This window comes from Thalassotalea atypica (assembly GCF_030295975.1).
Lineage (GTDB): Bacteria > Pseudomonadota > Gammaproteobacteria > Enterobacterales > Alteromonadaceae > Thalassotalea_F > Thalassotalea_F atypica.
Genome location: NZ_AP027364.1, coordinates 1,043,613 through 1,061,114 on the forward strand (window position 1 = coordinate 1,043,613; position 17,502 = coordinate 1,061,114).

Annotated in this window: 17 protein-coding genes; 15 read left to right on the top strand and 2 right to left on the bottom strand. The window is 40.9% G+C overall.

Annotation, left to right across the window (positions count from 1 at the left end):
* Positions 1 to 73: 73 nt before the first annotated feature.
* Entirely contained in the window at positions 74 to 556 is a 483-nt protein-coding gene (locus QUE03_RS04825) for a YajQ family cyclic di-GMP-binding protein (protein WP_286265669.1), read from the top strand.
* Positions 557 to 759: 203 nt separating this feature from the next.
* Entirely contained in the window at positions 760 to 2,109 is a 1,350-nt protein-coding gene (locus tag QUE03_RS04830; RefSeq protein ID WP_286267759.1) for a sodium-dependent transporter, read from the top strand.
* A gap of 79 nt (positions 2,110 to 2,188) precedes the next feature.
* Here QUE03_RS04830 and QUE03_RS04835 read toward each other — a convergent pair whose 3' ends face one another.
* A complete protein-coding gene (locus QUE03_RS04835) occupies positions 2,189 to 2,914 on the bottom strand; it encodes a TIGR01621 family pseudouridine synthase (RefSeq protein WP_286265671.1) in 726 nt (241 codons plus the stop codon).
* Between the two features lie 137 nt (positions 2,915 to 3,051).
* Between QUE03_RS04835 and gshA the strand changes: the two genes are divergently transcribed.
* From gshA to QUE03_RS04855, 4 genes are all read left to right on the top strand, one after another.
* Complete coding sequence (gene gshA / locus QUE03_RS04840; RefSeq protein ID WP_286265673.1) at positions 3,052 to 4,623, top strand: glutamate--cysteine ligase; 1,572 nt, start codon at positions 3,052 to 3,054, stop codon at positions 4,621 to 4,623.
* Positions 4,624 to 5,357: 734 nt separating this feature from the next.
* Positions 5,358 to 5,978, top strand: a complete 621-nt coding sequence (locus QUE03_RS04845) for a transglycosylase SLT domain-containing protein (protein ID WP_286265676.1) — start codon at positions 5,358 to 5,360, stop codon at positions 5,976 to 5,978.
* A gap of 91 nt (positions 5,979 to 6,069) precedes the next feature.
* Positions 6,070 to 7,485, top strand: coding sequence for a DEAD/DEAH box helicase (locus tag QUE03_RS04850; RefSeq protein ID WP_286265677.1), 1,416 nt, complete (start codon positions 6,070 to 6,072; stop codon positions 7,483 to 7,485).
* Positions 7,486 to 7,711: 226 nt separating this feature from the next.
* Positions 7,712 to 9,055 carry a M28 family peptidase gene (locus tag QUE03_RS04855; RefSeq protein WP_286267761.1) on the top strand — a complete coding sequence of 448 codons (1,344 nt, stop codon included), beginning with the start codon at positions 7,712 to 7,714 and terminating at the stop codon, positions 9,053 to 9,055.
* 137 nt (positions 9,056 to 9,192) lie between these two features.
* Here QUE03_RS04855 and suhB read toward each other — a convergent pair whose 3' ends face one another.
* The gene (gene suhB, locus QUE03_RS04860; protein WP_286265680.1) at positions 9,193 to 9,996 is read right to left on the bottom strand and encodes an inositol-1-monophosphatase; all 804 of its coding nucleotides are present in this window, start codon (positions 9,994 to 9,996) and stop codon (positions 9,193 to 9,195) included.
* Between the two features lie 356 nt (positions 9,997 to 10,352).
* Here suhB and trmJ point away from each other — a divergent pair, with 356 nt between their 5' ends.
* The 9 genes from trmJ to fdx all read left to right on the top strand — a co-directional run bounded on the left by trmJ (position 10,353) and on the right by fdx (position 17,486).
* Positions 10,353 to 11,126, top strand: a complete 774-nt coding sequence (trmJ, locus tag QUE03_RS04865; protein ID WP_286265682.1) for a tRNA (cytosine(32)/uridine(32)-2'-O)-methyltransferase TrmJ — start codon at positions 10,353 to 10,355, stop codon at positions 11,124 to 11,126.
* 17 nt (positions 11,127 to 11,143) lie between these two features.
* Positions 11,144 to 11,953: a serine O-acetyltransferase gene (gene cysE, locus QUE03_RS04870; RefSeq protein WP_286265683.1), complete on the top strand. Its 810-nt coding sequence runs from the start codon at positions 11,144 to 11,146 to the stop codon at positions 11,951 to 11,953.
* A 154-nt stretch (positions 11,954 to 12,107) separates the two neighbouring features.
* The gene (iscR, locus tag QUE03_RS04875) at positions 12,108 to 12,614 is read left to right on the top strand and encodes a Fe-S cluster assembly transcriptional regulator IscR (protein ID WP_286265685.1); all 507 of its coding nucleotides are present in this window, start codon (positions 12,108 to 12,110) and stop codon (positions 12,612 to 12,614) included.
* Positions 12,615 to 12,650: 36 nt separating this feature from the next.
* Complete coding sequence (locus QUE03_RS04880) at positions 12,651 to 13,865, top strand: IscS subfamily cysteine desulfurase (RefSeq protein WP_286265687.1); 1,215 nt, start codon at positions 12,651 to 12,653, stop codon at positions 13,863 to 13,865.
* Between the two features lie 34 nt (positions 13,866 to 13,899).
* Complete coding sequence (gene iscU, locus QUE03_RS04885; RefSeq protein WP_286265689.1) at positions 13,900 to 14,283, top strand: Fe-S cluster assembly scaffold IscU; 384 nt, start codon at positions 13,900 to 13,902, stop codon at positions 14,281 to 14,283.
* 13 nt (positions 14,284 to 14,296) lie between these two features.
* Positions 14,297 to 14,620, top strand: coding sequence for an iron-sulfur cluster assembly protein IscA (gene iscA / locus QUE03_RS04890; protein WP_286265692.1), 324 nt, complete (start codon positions 14,297 to 14,299; stop codon positions 14,618 to 14,620).
* Positions 14,621 to 14,643: 23 nt separating this feature from the next.
* Positions 14,644 to 15,171, top strand: coding sequence for a co-chaperone HscB (gene hscB, locus QUE03_RS04895; RefSeq protein ID WP_286265695.1), 528 nt, complete (start codon positions 14,644 to 14,646; stop codon positions 15,169 to 15,171).
* A 108-nt stretch (positions 15,172 to 15,279) separates the two neighbouring features.
* Positions 15,280 to 17,145: a Fe-S protein assembly chaperone HscA gene (hscA, locus tag QUE03_RS04900; protein ID WP_286265697.1), complete on the top strand. Its 1,866-nt coding sequence runs from the start codon at positions 15,280 to 15,282 to the stop codon at positions 17,143 to 17,145.
* A 2-nt stretch (positions 17,146 to 17,147) separates the two neighbouring features.
* On the top strand, positions 17,148 to 17,486 hold the full coding sequence (gene fdx / locus QUE03_RS04905; protein ID WP_286265698.1) for an ISC system 2Fe-2S type ferredoxin: 339 nt from the start codon (positions 17,148 to 17,150) through the stop codon (positions 17,484 to 17,486).
* Positions 17,487 to 17,502: the final 16 nt, after the last annotated feature.

Sequence of the window (17,502 nt, forward strand, 5' to 3'; positions counted from 1 at the left end):
AGGCGTTGGTAATGTTTACATGCTTTGGTAAACTTAGCTCAAATTTTTAAAGCATGAGTTAGAGGCTCCAATTATGCCATCATTTGATATTGTTTCAGAGATTGATTTAGAAGAAGTACGTAACGCTGTTGATAACGCCAATCGCGAGTTAAGCACTCGTTATGACTTTAGAGGTGTGGAAGCAAGTTTTGAGTGGAAATCGCCAGCGGTATCTGTAAAAGCTGAAGGAGATTTTCAAATAAAACAAATGGTTGATATTTTGCGTGGTAAATTAATGAAGCGTGAAGTGGATCCTAAATCAATGACCCTATCTAATCCTGAATTTTCAGGAAAAAAATGTACTCAAACGGTAACGTTTCAAGAAGGTATAGAACAAAGCGTGGCTAAAAAATTGGTCAAGCTGATCAAAGACAGCAAAATTAAAGTGCAAGCGGCCATTCAAGGTGAGCAGGTAAGAATCAACGGTAAAAAGCGCGATGATTTACAAGCGGTGATGCAATTAGTTCGAGAATGTGAATTAGACACGCCATTTCAGTTTAATAACTTTAGAGATTAAGTCATTCAAAGAAATACCTTTTAAGTGTATTTCAGTGTCGAAATAACATCGACTGTAATTTTATGAGTAATCTTTACTTTACAGTGAGTTAATTAGTTTAATAGAGGTTCATCGAATAATTTAACGATTAACCTCTATTTTTTTGTACTGACTTTCAGTAAATTAAGTTGCTTGAACATAATAATAAAGAAGAAAACAATTCAATGGGTGCATCAAGAGGCGAGTTTAGCTCTCGCATAGGTTTTATCATGGCAGCAGCTGGGTCTGCTGTCGGTCTAGGTAACATTTGGGGATTTCCTACGCAAACAGCAAGCAACGGTGGTGCAGCGTTTGTATTAGTTTATTTTGTTTTAGCCTTTTGCTTAGCGTACCCCGCCTTTATGGCTGAGATTCTTATTGGCCGTTATGGCCAAGCGAATGCGGTGACGTCTCTACAAAAAATGTCGAGAACAGTACTACAAAAACGCTTTGCTTTTGTGGTCGGTTTTGGTGGCATTATCTGCGCCGCAATGATATTGAGCTTTTATGGAATTTTAGCTGGCTGGATGATGTCATTTGCTATTGAACCTGTGGCCAACATTATGGGGCAGGAATGGATCGCGCAGTGGGTGGTCGGTCAATCGTTAGGGCGTAATTTGCTGTTTACTGTCTTGTTCATGTTTTTGACCATTATCATTATTCGAAAAGGTGTTGAGCAGGGGATTGAAAAATGGTCCAAGCGCTTAATGCCGATGATGATTGGTTTGCTGATTTTACTCATTGTTTATGTGTTAACGCTTGACGGTGCATCAGAAGGGCTAAACGCCTATTTAAACCCAGATATTTCTCGTGTGTTAGAGCCAAATCTTCTGGTAAGTGCATTGGGACAAGCGTTCTTCTCATTATCTTTAGGTACCAGTGTGATGGTGATCTATGGCTCATATATTTCTAAAAAAGAAAATATGGTCACTATCGGTGCTCAAGTTACACTGATTGATGTTTCTATCGCGTTTTTGGCTGGTTTACTTATTATTCCTTCAATGTACGTGGCACAAGCACAAGGATTAAAGATATTTGCTGATGATGGCTCTTTAATTGCGGGCCCTTCTTTGGTATTTGAAGTACTTCCAACATTATTTGACAGCATGGGTACGATGGGCTTGTTTGTTGGTTTTGCCTTTTTCGTCTTAATGTCAATTGCTGCACTGACTTCGTCTATCTCTATGCTCGAAGGTCCGGTTTCTTATGCTGTAGAGCGTCACAGCGTTGCTCGGGAAACCGCCACCACATGGATTGGCTTTGGCATTCTTGCGCTTAGTGTAACCATCGTTGTAAATATAGAGTTCATGTTGGACTTAGTGGCGACGGTTTCTACCCAATACGGGCAACCTATTATTGCCATGTTATGTTGTGTGTTTGGTGGTTGGATCTGGCATCGTAGTTCGCTATTGGCTGAAATTAAACTAGGTAATGAAGGTGTTGAAAATAGCTTATTCTGGAAAATATGGCCTTGGTACATTAAGTTTATCTGTCCAGTAGCCATTGGTGCAGTATTCATACATTCTTTACTATAGCTAATGGGTATTAGTTAATTAAAAGCCGACGCAGATGTCGGCTTTTTTATTGGGCAATTGAAAGTGCTTACAAGGAAGTTCATATGTTTGGCCAATTGAGTTGCCAAGGCCGAGCTAATTCATCTATATGTTGTTTGCAGCCTGTAGAATCAAATTCATGCCCCCGCGTTGGTTTACATACGTACTTATAAGTTTGTCCGTGTAGAACAAAGGTTATCGCAAAAGCATGCAAATAGCCGCGATCAGCTAAAATCTCTTGTGTTTGTGTAGATGTTGAAACGTTTGAGCTATAAAGTGGATCGCCATAAATCGTTGCACCGATACTGTTTAGTGCAACCCTAAGCTGGTGAGTTTTACCTGAATGAGGTTTTAACAAAAACAGCCTCTTACCATTACCCAAACCATAAGAAAAAAATTGTGTAATGGCCGGATTATTAGTTGTGCGCATCAGCTTCCACATGCCACGGCGACTCTTTTGCATGTCGCCTTTAATCAGTCCTTGTTTCTTTTTGGGTTTGTGAGTACTAATGGCCAAGTAAAACTTTGCTATTTCATGTTTTTCAAACATTTGTTGAAATTGTTGTGCTGTAGCTAAGGTCTTAGCAAAGATAATAAGACCAGAAGTCATTTTATCTAAACGGTGAACCGGATACAGCTTCGGGCATTGAATAGCATGAGCAACTTGATTAAAAAGGCCTTGGCCTAAATCATCTTCATCATGGAAGTTTATATTTTCATGTTTACTCACGACGACAAAGTCGGTTTGCTCATCAATTATTTCAAAGTCAGACATATTTTCTTTCATAATGGGGTCACTGATGACCTAGGATTCTATGATATAACTAAATTTATCAATAATTATAAAGGTTAGCGCATTGAATTTACATGAATTACCCTTACATAGTGATTATCATCATTTAACGCGTCGCGTTCGGAGTCATTTTGACTAAATCTTTAGACGAATATTTACAAGCGTTTTCCAAGCCTCATTATCAGTCAACACTCTCGAATATCAGCCGAGGCGTAGAACGTGAAGCGTTACGTGTGCTAAAAGAAGGGCGTTTGTCGGAGCAGCCTCACAGAGAAGAGTTAGGTTCAGCTTTAACACACCCTTATATCACGACAGATTATTCTGAAACATTGTTGGAGTTTATTACGCCGGTTTGCCAATCCGCAGAAACGACAATAGCACAGCTAAAAGACATACAGCGCTATACCTTTAGTCAAATCGACGGTGAGTTGCTTTGGCCATTAAGTATGCCGTGTTTCGTTGATGATGACGATAAAATCCCGTTGGCGCAGTACGGCAGCTCCAATATAGGAAAAATGAAAACAGTATACCGCCAAGGCTTAAAAAACCGTTACGGTAGCATGATGCAGGTGATTGCTGGTATTCATTTTAACTTTTCATTTTCTCAAGAGTTTTGGCAAGCACTAAAAGAAATTGACGGTAGTGACTTACCCATAAAAGAATTTATTTCAGAGCGCTATTTTGCGCTTATTCGCAACTACAAACGATATTGCTGGTTAATTCCTTATTTATATGGAAGCTCGCCAATATTGTGCCGTTCGTTTTTGCAAAACAAAGCCCATCAATTGCCGTTTAAAACCAGTGAGCGCGGATACATCTACTTGGAGCATGCAACATCACTACGAATGAGTGACTTAGGCTATACCAATAATGCACAATCTGCTTTGCATATTTGCTATAACAACCTTGATACTTATGTCTCCGGCGTGAAAAATGCCATCAGTTTAAGCTCCGAAGAATTCGATAAAATTGGCGTCAAAGTTGATGGCGAATACAAACAGCTTAATAGCAACGTCTTACAGATTGAAAATGAGCTATACGCTCCAATAAGACCAAAACGAGTAACAAAGCCTGGTGAAAAGCCGTCTGAAGCTTTAGCCCGTGGCGGCGTTGAGTATATTGAAGTTAGAGCGCTTGATATCAATCCTTTTGTTGATACTGGTATAAGCCTTGAGCAAATCCATTTCTTAGATGTTTTCTTGACCTTTTGTGCTTTATCGCCGAGTCCAGATTTAAACGCTGAGCTACAGGCTCATTATGAAGAGAATATGGATGATGTAGTTCTGCGTGGTCGAGATCCAGAGTTACTGCTAGTCGACGGGGAGAAAAAACGTTCTATCAAAGCTTGGGGGAAAATATTGTTTGACGATTTCTCACAAGTGGCTCGATTGCTAGACGGTGCCTATGGTGGCAACAACTATGCTAATGCGACGGCAAAAGAATATGAAAAAATAGCAGATAGTTCATTAACGCCGTCAGCTAAAATGTTAGACGTTGTCGTTAATCAGAATAATAATTTAACCCAGCTGGCGTTGGACTGGGCTCAGAGTTATCAAGCCAATGCAATGGCATCTGAATATCAATCATTTGATCTCGATATCTTTGCTAAGACAGTCAAAGCATCGCATCAACAGCAAGCTGAAATTGAAAATGCCGATGAGCAATCATTTGATGATTTTCTTGCCGATTATTTTCGACAATAACTAAGCATCATAAATAAAACCTTGGGTGAGATTATTCATTCAAGGTTTTTTTCATTTTATCTGCTAACTAAGACAAAATGATACACCCTGTGAATTAAAGTTAAGTGATTGAGTTTTTTGCGATATTGGATTCATAGAGACAAAAAAAAGCGCGTTAGGGCAACGCGCTATATAAACAAGAAAGCAGTCCAGGGAGGTTTTGCTTTCAGTAGTAAGAGTCTATAGTTTTAAAATAGTTCAAAAAATAATCAAATTAACTTGATTAATTTTTTTCAAAAAAAAACGCGCTCTAAAATGAACGCGTAAAACATGAAACATTAGGGAAAATAAAGTCTCTCGTTTAGTAAGAACGTAATTGTCAATTAAAGTTCCAATTAACACCAAAATAATGAAAAAATATCTTCTAGATAAAAAACAGACAAAAAAAAGCGCGTTTAATAAAACGCGCCGATAAAAACATGAAACACTAAGGGAGTAAGCCTCTCGTAATATAAGAGTACAACCGCACAAAAAAGTTCAACTTAAGTTAAATTAAATTCAGAAATAACTTAAAATCATTGACAGTTTTTTATATTTTTATATATAAATCAATAGATTGGTCTGATTTTGTTCTAAGCGAAAAAATACCTACTCATCGAATGGTTCTTCTTTTGTTACGCATTTAAACAAACAGGCAGTGCACAAATTGCCATTTATCTGGCATCATGCTTTATCACTTTCGAATTTATACAGTTATGCCGTATCTAAAAACACTCGTTGTCGCGATTACCTGCTTACTCATGTTATCAAGCTGTGCGTCTGCTCCACCGAAGAATCCTGAAAATATATGTGAAATATTCAGAGAAAACAGGGACTGGTATTTTGATGCTAAGGATGCCAAAGATCGCTGGGGCGTGCCTATTCATGTGCCAATGGCAATGATGTATCAGGAAAGTATGTTTAGATCTGATGCACTCCCGCCTAGAGATTATCTACTTGGCTTTATTCCATGGGGCAGAGTCAGCAGTGCTTATGGTTTTTCTCAAGCGAAAACTATGACTTGGGATGATTATATTCGTGAAACGGGTAATTCAGGTGCTGATCGCGATGACTTTGATGATGCCATCGATTTTATGGGGTGGTTCATATTTAAGACTAATAAAATAAATCGAGTCTCTAAATGGGATGCTTATAACCAGTATCTTAATTATCACGAAGGTTGGGGTGGTTTTAGAAAGAAAACTTACAAAGCCAAAGGCTGGTTAGTCAAAGTTTCTCGCAAAGTCGATAACCGAGCGAAAAGGTATAGCAGCCAGCTAAAAAGTTGTGAAGACGATTTAAACAGCAGTTGGTTATGGCGATTATTTTTTGGTTAAAATACACTAAATAAATTACTTTATAATTAATAAATAGCGCACTAGTGAACTATGCTACACTAGCGCGCTTTTTTTATTTCGGAACCAATCCATGGCATTCTCTTCTCTCGGTTTGAGCCAAAAAATTCTTGATGCGATTCAAGAGCAAGGCTATGACAAGCCTTCACCTATTCAAGAACAAGCGATCCCAAAAATACTTGCTGGCCGAGATATTCTGGCGGCGGCACAAACAGGTACGGGTAAAACCGCTGGCTTTACGTTGCCAATACTGCAAAAACTATATGAAAGTAGTAAACATAAGTCGGTGAAAGGAAATCACACGCAAGTCTTGATATTAACCCCAACTCGTGAGTTGGCCGCGCAAATACAAGACAGCATAGTTAAATACAGCAAACATATACCCGTCACCAGTGACGTGGTTTTTGGTGGTATAAAAATCAACCCGCAAATGCTTCGTCTTCGAAAGGGTGTAGACATATTGGTGGCAACACCTGGTCGTTTACTCGATTTGTATCAGCAAAATGCGATCAAGTTTCAACAACTTCACACGCTAGTGCTTGATGAAGCGGATCGTATGTTGGACATGGGCTTTAGCCGCGATATCAATAAAATATTGGCGTTGCTTCCTAAAAAAAGACAAACGCTACTTTTCTCTGCAACATTTTCTCCTGAAATCAGAGAGCTGGCTAAGGGCGTTGTTCATAACCCGAGTGAAGTCTCTGTAACGCCTGAAAATAGTACAGCAGCCACTATTGAGCACTGGCTTGTTGCGGCGGATAAGAAAAGAAAACCTGCGCTTTTACATCATTTGATCACCACTGAAAAGTGGCAACAAGTGCTAGTATTTACTCGTACTAAACACGGTGCTAATAAATTAACCCGATATCTCGAAAGTGAAGGGCATAAAGCGGCAGCCATCCATGGCAATAAGAGCCAAGGTGCCCGAACGAAAGCATTGGCCGGATTTAAAAGTAAAGACATCAGTATTTTGGTTGCAACTGATATTGCGGCGCGAGGCATTGATATTAGCCAGTTACCGCAAGTGGTTAATTTTGATTTGCCAAACGTGCAAGAAGATTATGTTCATCGCATTGGCCGTACAGGCAGAGCGGGGGTTAATGGACAAGCGGTATCCTTAGTTTCAGCAGACGAATATGATCAACTTGTCGATATCGAATATGTCATTCAACAGCATATTCCAAGACGAGAAATTGCCAAGTTCACACCGATGAACCCGTTAGCGGAGTCTCGTGCAATTAAGCCGTTTAAAGCGAAAAAACCTAAAAAGCCAAAAGCACCCAAAGTTGAACATAAAGACGGCCAAAAATCAGGTGACAATGCCAAAGGACATAAACCAAAAAGCAAGAATCCACGTCATCGCGTTAACAGCGGCGGGAACAATGCGAGCGGTAACAAAACGAACTCCTCTCAAAAACGCCGTTCAGGAAATTCATCGCAGCCAAATAAAAGTGGTAACCGCAAACCCAGCCCTTACCAGAATAGCTAATTTTAGTTATTTGTAGCTGTCAGCTGTTTTTATATTGAGAGCAGTTGACGGTTCACCGTAAAAGACTCCCTATTTACCGCAAAGATCTTTTTTAGGATAGGCGGCACTTAAAAGCTGTGTTAACTTTTTAATCACGTTAATACACAAGCTAAAGTCTATGTTTAAATTATCAAAAACTCCTGTTGCCAGCAGTGTAAATGTTGCCAGTGCCTTATTCTGTTTTTCGATGTCATTTGGCACCGTCCAAGCGCAATCATTGGTTGTACCGCCAAGTGAACACCCTGTTTTAAGGGATATACAAGCTAATGTTAGTGCGGATAGGCTTAAACAAGATGTCACTAAACTGGTGAGTTTTGGGACTCGCCATACCTTGTCAAAGACGGAATCTAACACAAACGGTATTGGCGCCGCGCGTCGATGGATCAAAGCAGAATTTGACAAAATTTCAGCAGAATGTGGTGGCTGTTTGGAAGTAATTTATCAAAAACAAACGTTTTCAGGCGAAAAGCGTATTCCTAACCCGACTGAAGTCGTAAACGTAATTGCCATTCAGCGCGGTACTGTCGATCCTAATCGATACATTGTGATGTCAGGAGATATCGATTCAAGAGTGAGTGACCCTTTAGATTTCACCACAACATCACCAGGGGCAAATGATAATGCATCAGGTGTCGCCGGCGTTATTGAGACGGCACGTGTTCTGTCAAAACATAATTTTGATAGCACGGTGGTTTATGCGGCGCTCTCTGGTGAAGAGCAAGGCTTGTTTGGCGGGAAAATTATGGCAGAGACCGCGCAGAAAGATAACTGGCGTGTTCAAGCAGTGATTAATAACGACATGATTGGCAATATTGCTGGCATAAATGGCGTGATCAATAACACCACCGCACGGGTGTTCTCGGAAGGTGTACGTTATGTTGAAACACCTGAAGAAGCTAAACTAAGACGTTTTACTGGTGGGGAGGTGGACTCGCCGTCACGCAATGTCGCCCGTTATATTGACAAAATTGCCGATGACTATATCCCCAACTTGGATGTGATGATGGTGTACCGATTAGATCGCTTTGCTCGTGGTGGCCATCATCGACCGTTTAACAAGGTTGGTTATCCGGCGGTACGTATCATGGAAACCAATGAGCACTACGATCGCCAACATCAAGACCTACGCACAGAAAACGGCCGTGAATATGGTGATGTACTCTCCGGCGTCGACTTTGATTTCAATGCAAAACTCACGTCATTAAATGCGGTTACCTTAGCGTCGATGGCGTGGGCACCAGCGCCTCCTGCAAACGTTGAAATCAGTGGTGCGGTTATGCCATCAACAACGCTTAAATGGACTAGACCGATAGGAAAGATGGCTGAAAATCTTGCGGGCTATCGTGTGCATTGGCGACTAACTACCGATGCTCAGTGGACAAAGAGCCAATATGTTGGTGATATCACTGAATTTGAATTGAAGAACGTTGTTATTGATAACTACTTCTTTGGTGTCAGCAGTGTGTCAAAAACAGGATTCGAGTCACCCGTGGTTTTTCCGGGTCCTGCGGGATCATTTGGTGGTTACTAAAGTATTTTGATGTGGCTTTTGCTTTAATATTGCCCTTTTCTATAGCAAACTTTTTATCAAGATTTAGCTTGATGATAAGAAATAAAAAAAAGCGCCTATGGCGCTTTTTTTTATTGGGTAGTCGTAAATAACAAAAGTTATTTCGATAGACTCTCGCCTAAATGTGGGCGAATGTCTTTTAGAATTTCTTTTAACACCTTTGTGCTAGCAGCAACAATATTGCCTGATTGGCTGTGGTTATGGCCGCCTACAAAATCAGTCACTAATCCACCGGCTTCAACTACAAGCAATTCGCCTGCTGCTGTGTCCCATGGTTTTAAGCCAATTTCAAAATAACCGTCAACTCGGCCAGCAGCAACGTACGCTAGGTCTAACGCGGCTGAACCAGCGCGGCGCATGTCTGCAGTTTTTACAAACATCGTTTTAAACATTTCAAAATACGCATCACTGTGATGTTTTTTCTTGAATGGAAAACCAGTAGCTAAGACTGAACCGTTAAGATCTTTAGATTGTTTTACACGGATACGAGAGCCGTTTAACTGAGCACCTTTACCGCGACTCGCTGTAAACACTTCACCACGGATAGGATCATAGATCACTGCTTGGTCTAACTTACCTTTTACTTTAAGGGCAATAGATACAGCGAAATGAGGAATGCCTTTTACAAAATTGGTGGTACCATCGAGCGGGTCGATGATCCATTGGTAGTCTTGGTCAGAGCCATCAACAACACCACACTCTTCACTAACGATACAGTGATTTGGATAAGCTTTTTGAATGGTATCAATAATGGCTTGTTCTGCCGCTTTATCGATATTCGAAACAAAGTCATTTGTTCCTTTTAATTCAACTTCAACTTTATCTTGTTGTTCAAAAGAACGTGAAATTATATTTCCAGCCGAACGCGCAGCGCGCACAGCAATGTTAAGCATTGGATGCATGGTTTAACTACCCCGATTTTGTAAAAGAACTGTTCTAACAAACCCACTCGTTGCTAGAGGGCGCGGATTATAACAGAATGTTCTTCTAATAGCCAATGACATCAATCTCCCTTAAATAAGGCTTTGTCATTGTATTGTAATGTGCCATAAGCATAGATGGATTTATGGTTTTTTCTATTTTCTAGCTAACGAGAAGGTCGCACTTTTTATTTCATCAATAGGCGCTTATATCAATTCCGACTAATTCAGATGGAATAACCATAGTGACTATTGTAAAAATCAGATGCAAAAACTTGCCTACATAGGTACTGTTCTATGGTAGAATCCCGACAATTTTAGCCATCTAGATAGTTATAATGTCTGACGTTCAAGTAAATACCCAAGCAAAATTAGAGAATGTAAAAATTGTTCTCGTTAATACATCGGATTGTCGCAACATTGGCTCTGCTGCCAGAGCAATGAAAACCATGGGCTTAAGCCAGTTGGTATTAGTTGATCCCATTGAAATGCCAAATGGTCAAGCGCAAGCGCTAGCAGCCGGAGCAACAGATGTACTGGCAGACGCCAAAGTAGTTAATACGTTAGAAGAAGCAATTGTCGATTGTGGTTTGGTTGTTGGCACCAGTGCCCGTTCGCGCACATTGCCTTGGCCAATGCTTGATCCAAGAGAATGTGGTGAGAAGCTTATTAAAGAAGTGCCTGATTACTCTGTTGCCTTAGTGTTTGGTCGCGAAAGTAGCGGTTTGACCAATGAGGAATTACAACTTTGTCATTTCCATGTCCAAATTCCGGCAAACCCAGAGTATAGCTCCTTGAATTTGGCCATGGCAGTACAAACATTAAGTTATGAAGTAAGAATGGCGTTTCTTGCGTCACAAAATGCGTCGTATGAAAAAACGGGAGATGCTGACGAAGAGTATCCTGTGGTTGAAGAAACAGAGCGAATGTTTCAGCATTTTGAAGACGCGTTAAAAGCAACAAGTTTTATTGTTCCAAGTCATCCGGGTTTAGTGATGACAAAACTGAGACGATTTATTAACCGCGCTCGTCCAGACACAAAAGAAGTTAAAATGTGGCGTGGTATCTTGTCTTCGATAGAGAAGACGGCAAGGCGCGCTGATAAATCGTAAATTGAATAGGAAGAGATATGTTTAGTCGCATCAAAGAAGATATTAACAGTGTCTTTGATCGAGATCCTGCTGCAAGAACAGCGCTTGAAGTCTTTTTAAATTATCCTGGCATGCATGCCATTTGGGGTCATAGGCTCTCAAACTGGTTTTGGCGAAAGGACATTAAGTTAATAGCGCGACTTATCTCAACCATTGCCCGATGGTTAACTGGGGTTGAAATTCACCCAGGTGCAACGTTAGGACGGAGATTGTTTATTGACCACGGCATGGGCATCGTTATTGGTGAAACAGCAGAAATTGGTGATGATTGTACAATTTATCATGGTGTTACTCTTGGTGGTACCAGCTGGAATGCAGGCAAACGACACCCAACTTTATTAGATAATGTGGTTATCGGCGCCGGTGCTCAAGTGCTTGGCCCTATAACAATAGGTAAAAACGGTAAAATTGGTTCCAATTCTGTTGTTGTTAAAGATGTCCCTGATGGCGCGACAGCCGTTGGCATCCCAGGAAAAATTGTTAACCCTAATGGGAAAAATGGCACTGTTGGTCCAAGAGATGCCGTCGCTAAAAAATACGGCTTTGATGCTTATGCCATTTCTGAAGATAATCCAGATCCGGTTGCTAAGGCGATTGGGCGATTACTCGACCATGTGCATTTGATGGACAACAAAGTGGCAGACCTTTGCAAAGAGATTAATCAATTAGGTGGTAATGTTTGCCAAGAAGCATTGCCTGAATTGAGGGTAGGTGAGTTTGTTGAAGATGAAAAAGCAGCAGCCAAGCGTCGTCAAGATACTGTGGACGCTTTCGACCCTGAAATTTAGTTAGTCACCAATAATAATACTTGACTAATTTAGTCGGGTTTCTCTTGACACCAATCTAGCAAAGGGTAAAATACTTGAGTAGTTTACTTGGGTATTTATTTGACTAATTTGCAGGGATATGTAAAATTGCGCTGCGAATTACTTAGGGCACATTATGAAACTCACATCTAAAGGGCGCTATGCCGTAACAGCGATGTTGGATGTAGCAATACATGCATCTGATGGACCTGTGCCATTGGCAGATATTTCTGAGCGACAAGGCATTTCCCTATCCTATTTAGAACAATTGTTTTCACGCCTTCGCAAAAATGGTCTTGTTATCAGTGTCCGGGGTCCCGGTGGCGGTTACCGTTTGGGTAAATGTACCGCAGAAATTGCTGTAGCAGACGTTATTAGCGCTGTTGACGAGAGTGTTGACGCAACTAAATGTGGTGGGCACGGTAATTGTCAAGCAGGCAATCAATGCTTAACACATACGTTATGGCATAACTTAAGTCAGAAAATTGAAGATTTTTTACAAGGCATCACTTTGTCGGAGCTCGTCAAACAAAGTGATGTACAAACGGTTTCAAAAAGACAAGATGAACACCACAATAAAAAGAATGTGGCACCATCACTAGAAACCTTGATTACAACTAGAAATATAGTGCAAGACTGGTAGCGCCAGTTAGCCCTTTAGTTTGGAGAATAAAGTTCCATGAAGCTTCCAATTTATTTTGATTATTCAGCAACAACACCTGTTGATAAACGTGTTGCTGAAAAAATGATGGAGTATATGACCACCGATGGTCATTTTGGTAACCCTGCGTCACGTTCACACAAGTTTGGTTGGCAGGCAGAAGAAGCCGTTGATATTGCGCGTAACCAAGTAGCGGATTTAATCAATGCGGATCCTCGTGAAATTGTGATCACATCAGGTGCTACAGAATCAAATAACTTGGCGATTAAAGGTGCTGCTAATTTTTATCACAAACGAGGCAAGCACATCATTACATCTAAAACAGAGCATAAAGCAGTTTTAGATACATGTCGTGAATTAGAGCGTCAAGGATTTGAGGTCACTTACCTTGATCCTGAGCCAAATGGCTTGATTGATTTAAACAAACTTGAAGCCGCTATGCGTGACGATACCGTTGTTGTTTCAATTATGCACGTGAACAACGAAATTGGTGTGATTCAAGATATCGCTGAAATAGGCGAAATGTGTCGTGCTCGTAAAATTATTTTCCATGTGGATGCTGCGCAAAGTGCCGGTAAATTACCTATTGATATGCAGCATTTGAAAGTGGACTTAATGTCATTTTCTGCCCATAAAATTTACGGCCCTAAAGGTGTTGGTGCCTTGTATGTACGCCGTAAGCCGCGTATTCGCTTAGAAGCACAAATGCACGGTGGTGGTCATGAACGTGGCATGCGAAGCGGTACATTGGCGACTCATCAAATTGTTGGTATGGGTGAAGCTTTTAGAATTGCAAAAGAAGAAATGCAGCAAGACTTAGAACACGTAACGAAAATGCGTGATCGCTTGTTTAAGGGTCTTCAAGACATGGAACAAGTGTTTGTTAATGGCGATTTTGACAAGCGTTATGCAGGTAACTTAAACATCAGCTTTAACTTTGTTGAAGGTGAGTCATTAATCATGGCATTGAAAGACCTAGCTGTTTCAAGTGGCTCAGCATGTACTTCGGCTAGTTTAGAACCATCTTATGTATTACGTGCCTTGGGCTTAAATGATGAATTAGCGCACAGCTCAATTCGTTTTAGCTTTGGACGTTTTACCACAGAAGAAGAAATTGATTACGCTATTGACTTGATTAAGCGTTCAATTGGTCATTTACGAGAAATGTCACCGCTTTGGGAAATGTTCAAAGACGGTATCGATTTAGACTCAATTGAATGGGCTGCTCACTAGCATTTAAACGCATCAGCGTATTTGGAGAGATATTATGGCGTACAGCGAAAAAGTTATTGATCATTACGAAAACCCACGCAATGTTGGTTCATTAGATAAAGATGATCCACAAGTAGCGACTGGTATGGTTGGGGCACCGGCATGTGGTGACGTAATGAAGTTACAATTAAAAATTACCAATGAAGGCATCATTGAAGATGCTAAATTCAAAACCTATGGTTGTGGCTCGGCGATAGCGTCAAGCTCATTGGTCACTGAATGGGTCAAAGGTAAGTCTGTTGAAGAAGCAGCAGAAATTAAAAACACCGCAATTGCTGAAGAGTTAGCATTACCACCGGTAAAAATCCATTGCTCAATCTTAGCGGAAGATGCAATTAAAGCAGCGCTAGAAGATTACCAAAGCAAGCAAGGCGAATAGGCGAGGAGCTGTAATGTCGGTTACTATGACGGCTTCGGCCTCAGAGCGAGTCAAGTCATTCTTAACGAATAGAGGCAAGGGCTTTGGTTTACGTTTAGGCATCAAAACCACTGGTTGTTCAGGTTTAGCCTATGTGCTTGAGTTTGTTGATGAACCAAATGAGGATGATTCAGTATTTGCTGTTGATGATGTCAACATTATTATTGACGGCAAAAGTTTAGTTTATCTTGAAGGAATCGAGCTCGATTTTGTTAAAGAAGGACTAAATGAAGGGTTCAAGTTCACTAACCCAAACGCTAAAGGCGAATGTGGTTGTGGTGAAAGCTTTAACGTATAAGTTTTGATGTCGCCGGAGTTACCGTGAATTACTTTCAATTATTTGGATTAGAAACAAAGTTTGCTGTTGATAACAGTCAACTAACACAAGCCTATCAGAAACTTCAGAAAAGTGTTCACCCTGATCGCTTTGCTCATGGCTCAAGTCAAGAGCAAGCGTTAGCCGTGCAAAAATCAGCAATGATTAACGATGCATTCCAAATTTTGAAAAATCCTATCAAACGAGCAGAGTATATGCTTGTTGAACGTGGTGCAAACCTGCCAAATGAGCAAGCATCATTCAAGGATAACTCATTTTTAATGCGCCAGATGGAACTTCGAGAAATGCTTGCTGAAGTAAAATTTGCCGATGATATCGATGGAGCCGTTTTTGAAGCAAACCAAGTTCTAGAAGTGGAATTTGACGCCTTATATAAAAATATGCAAATTCAGCTGGCTCAAAATACGCCTGAAAGTGATGAGTTAGCGAGTGAATTACTGCGAAAATTGAAGTTTTATAAGAAACTTCACCTTGAACTCGATCGATTAGAAGATCTGCTATTTGAAGGATAAGTCCTGTTTCAATAGTACCTTTGGCATTAGAGGGAATTGCTAAAACGCTCTTAATGCCTCCTTGTTTTATTTACCAAATTAAAAGTCGCGAATTTAAAGAGTCTCAATATGGCCTTATTACAAATCGCAGAGCCGGGTCAAAGTACGGTTCCGCATGAGCATCGTTTAGCTGTAGGTATTGACTTAGGCACAACGAATTCACTCATTGCTAGTGTGCAAAGTGGTGAAGCAACAACCATTTCAGATGCACAAAATCAAGATATTCTACCGTCTATTGTTTCTTATCAAAATGAGAAAACACTAGTAGGGCATGAAGCAAAAGCGTTTGCAATTTCAGATCCTGAAAACACGATCGTTTCTGCAAAGCGTCTTATCGGACGCTCTTTGGCTGATATTGAAAAGAAATACCCGTCACTGCCTTATCAATACGCCGGCGACGAAAATCACCCTGAAATCGTCACACGACAAGGTGCTGTGAATCCCGTTCAAGTATCATCAACTATACTGGCCTCACTAAAAGAGCGAGCTGAAGCTGCGCTAGGTGGCGAGTTGGTGGGTGCCGTTATCACCGTTCCTGCACATTTTGACGATGCTCAGCGCCAAAGCACAAAAGATGCCGCACAATTATCAGGTTTAACCGTACTTAGGTTACTTAATGAGCCAACAGCTGCCGCAGTGGCTTACGGTTTAGATTCAGGTCAAGAAGGTGTTATTGCTATCTATGATTTAGGTGGTGGCACCTTTGATATTTCTGTTTTACGATTAAATAAAGGCGTCTTTGAAGTATTAGCCACAGGTGGTGACACCGCATTGGGTGGAGATGACTTTGATGTTGCCTTAGTTGACTATTTGATTGAGCAAGCTGGACTTTCACGTCCGTTATCGACCTCATTAGAGCGTCAGTTAACACAACAAGCCTGTGTAGCTAAAGAAGCATTAACTGATGTTGATAGCTTTACCATTGAGTTAGATTTGGAAAATGGTGAAACATGGCAATATGAATTGTCTAAATCAACGTTTGAAAAGTTAATTGCCAAGCTTGTTGCACAAACGCTACGTGCATGTCGACGTACACTTAAAGATGCTGATATTACTGCCGATGAGGTGATTGAAGTGGTGATGGTTGGTGGCTCTACTCGCGTACCTTTAGTGCGAGCAGAAGTTGAAAAATACTTTGGTCAAGTGCCGCTAACATCAATTGATCCAGATAAAGTGGTTGCTGTTGGCGCGGCGATCCAAGCGGACATTTTAGCGGGCAATAAACCTGACAGCGATATGTTATTGCTTGACGTCATCCCACTTTCTCTTGGTTTAGAAACCATGGGGGGATTAGTGGAAAAAGTGATCCCACGCAATACCACGATTCCATCAGCTAAGGCACAAGAGTTCACCACCTTTAAAGACGGTCAAACAGCAATGTCGATCCATGTATTGCAAGGTGAACGTGAGTTAGTTGATGATTGCCGCTCATTAGCGCGTTTTGAACTACGTGGCATTCCGCCAATGACTGCTGGCGCAGCACATATTCGCGTGACCTTTAAAGTCGACGCAGATGGGCTGTTAAGTGTCTCGGCGATGGAAAAATCCACCGGCGTTGAAGCAAACATTGAAGTAAAACCTTCTTTTGGTTTGGATGAAAGCCAAATCGCTTCAATGATCAAAGATTCAATGAGTCACGCCAAAGAAGATATTGCCGCTCGTATGTTAAAAGAGCAGCAAGTTGAAGCTTCACGTGTGATTGAATCTGTACAAGCCGCACTTGATGCAGACAAAGGCTTGCTTAATGAACAAGAATTACATGACATTGAAGCCGCATTAGCCACTTTAGCAAAAGTGAGCCAAACAAACGCGACCAATGACATTGAAAAACAAATTGAAATAGTGAATCAGGTTACTGCGACTTTTGCTGAGCGCCGAATGGACTCGTCCATCCGCACTGCATTAGCTGGTCAATCTGTTGATGAGGTTAAATAAACATGCCACAAATTATATTTTTACCCAATGAAGAATTATGCCCTGATGGCGCAGTTATTGAAGCTGAGAAAGGTGAAACCGTGTTAGATGTTGCGCTTCGCAATGACATTGGCGTTGAACACGCGTGTGAAAAGGTTTGTGCCTGTACGACATGTCATATGATAGTACGTGAAGGATTTGATTCACTTGAAGAAAGTGACGAATTAGAAGATGACATGCTCGATAAAGCATGGGGCTTAGAGCCAGAGTCGCGCTTAGGTTGTCAAGCCGTAGTTGCGGATGAAGATTTAGTTGTTGAAATTCCTAAATATACCGTGAATATGGTCTCTGAAAATCACTAACTGAGTTTTAGAAGTA

Bases quoted from the DNA above. Each gene is read 5' to 3' on its own strand.
- suhB (WP_286265680.1), bottom strand. From the start codon at position 9,996: ATGCATCCAATGCTTAACATTGCTGTGCGCGCTGCGCGTTCGGCTGGA.
- QUE03_RS04835 (WP_286265671.1), bottom strand. From the start codon at position 2,914: ATGAAAGAAAATATGTCTGACTTTGAAATAATTGATGAGCAAACCGAC.
- hscA (WP_286265697.1), top strand. From the start codon at position 15,280: ATGGCCTTATTACAAATCGCAGAGCCGGGTCAAAGTACGGTTCCGCAT.
- iscA (WP_286265692.1), top strand. From the start codon at position 14,297: ATGTCGGTTACTATGACGGCTTCGGCCTCAGAGCGAGTCAAGTCATTC.
- cysE (WP_286265683.1), top strand. From the start codon at position 11,144: ATGTTTAGTCGCATCAAAGAAGATATTAACAGTGTCTTTGATCGAGAT.
- QUE03_RS04855 (WP_286267761.1), top strand. From the start codon at position 7,712: ATGTCATTTGGCACCGTCCAAGCGCAATCATTGGTTGTACCGCCAAGT.
- fdx (WP_286265698.1), top strand. From the start codon at position 17,148: ATGCCACAAATTATATTTTTACCCAATGAAGAATTATGCCCTGATGGC.
- QUE03_RS04850 (WP_286265677.1), top strand. From the start codon at position 6,070: ATGGCATTCTCTTCTCTCGGTTTGAGCCAAAAAATTCTTGATGCGATT.
- trmJ (WP_286265682.1), top strand. From the start codon at position 10,353: ATGTCTGACGTTCAAGTAAATACCCAAGCAAAATTAGAGAATGTAAAA.
- iscU (WP_286265689.1), top strand. From the start codon at position 13,900: ATGGCGTACAGCGAAAAAGTTATTGATCATTACGAAAACCCACGCAAT.
- QUE03_RS04880 (WP_286265687.1), top strand. From the start codon at position 12,651: ATGAAGCTTCCAATTTATTTTGATTATTCAGCAACAACACCTGTTGAT.
- QUE03_RS04830 (WP_286267759.1), top strand. From the start codon at position 760: ATGGGTGCATCAAGAGGCGAGTTTAGCTCTCGCATAGGTTTTATCATG.
- QUE03_RS04825 (WP_286265669.1), top strand. From the start codon at position 74: ATGCCATCATTTGATATTGTTTCAGAGATTGATTTAGAAGAAGTACGT.
- iscR (WP_286265685.1), top strand. From the start codon at position 12,108: ATGAAACTCACATCTAAAGGGCGCTATGCCGTAACAGCGATGTTGGAT.
- QUE03_RS04845 (WP_286265676.1), top strand. From the start codon at position 5,358: ATGCCGTATCTAAAAACACTCGTTGTCGCGATTACCTGCTTACTCATG.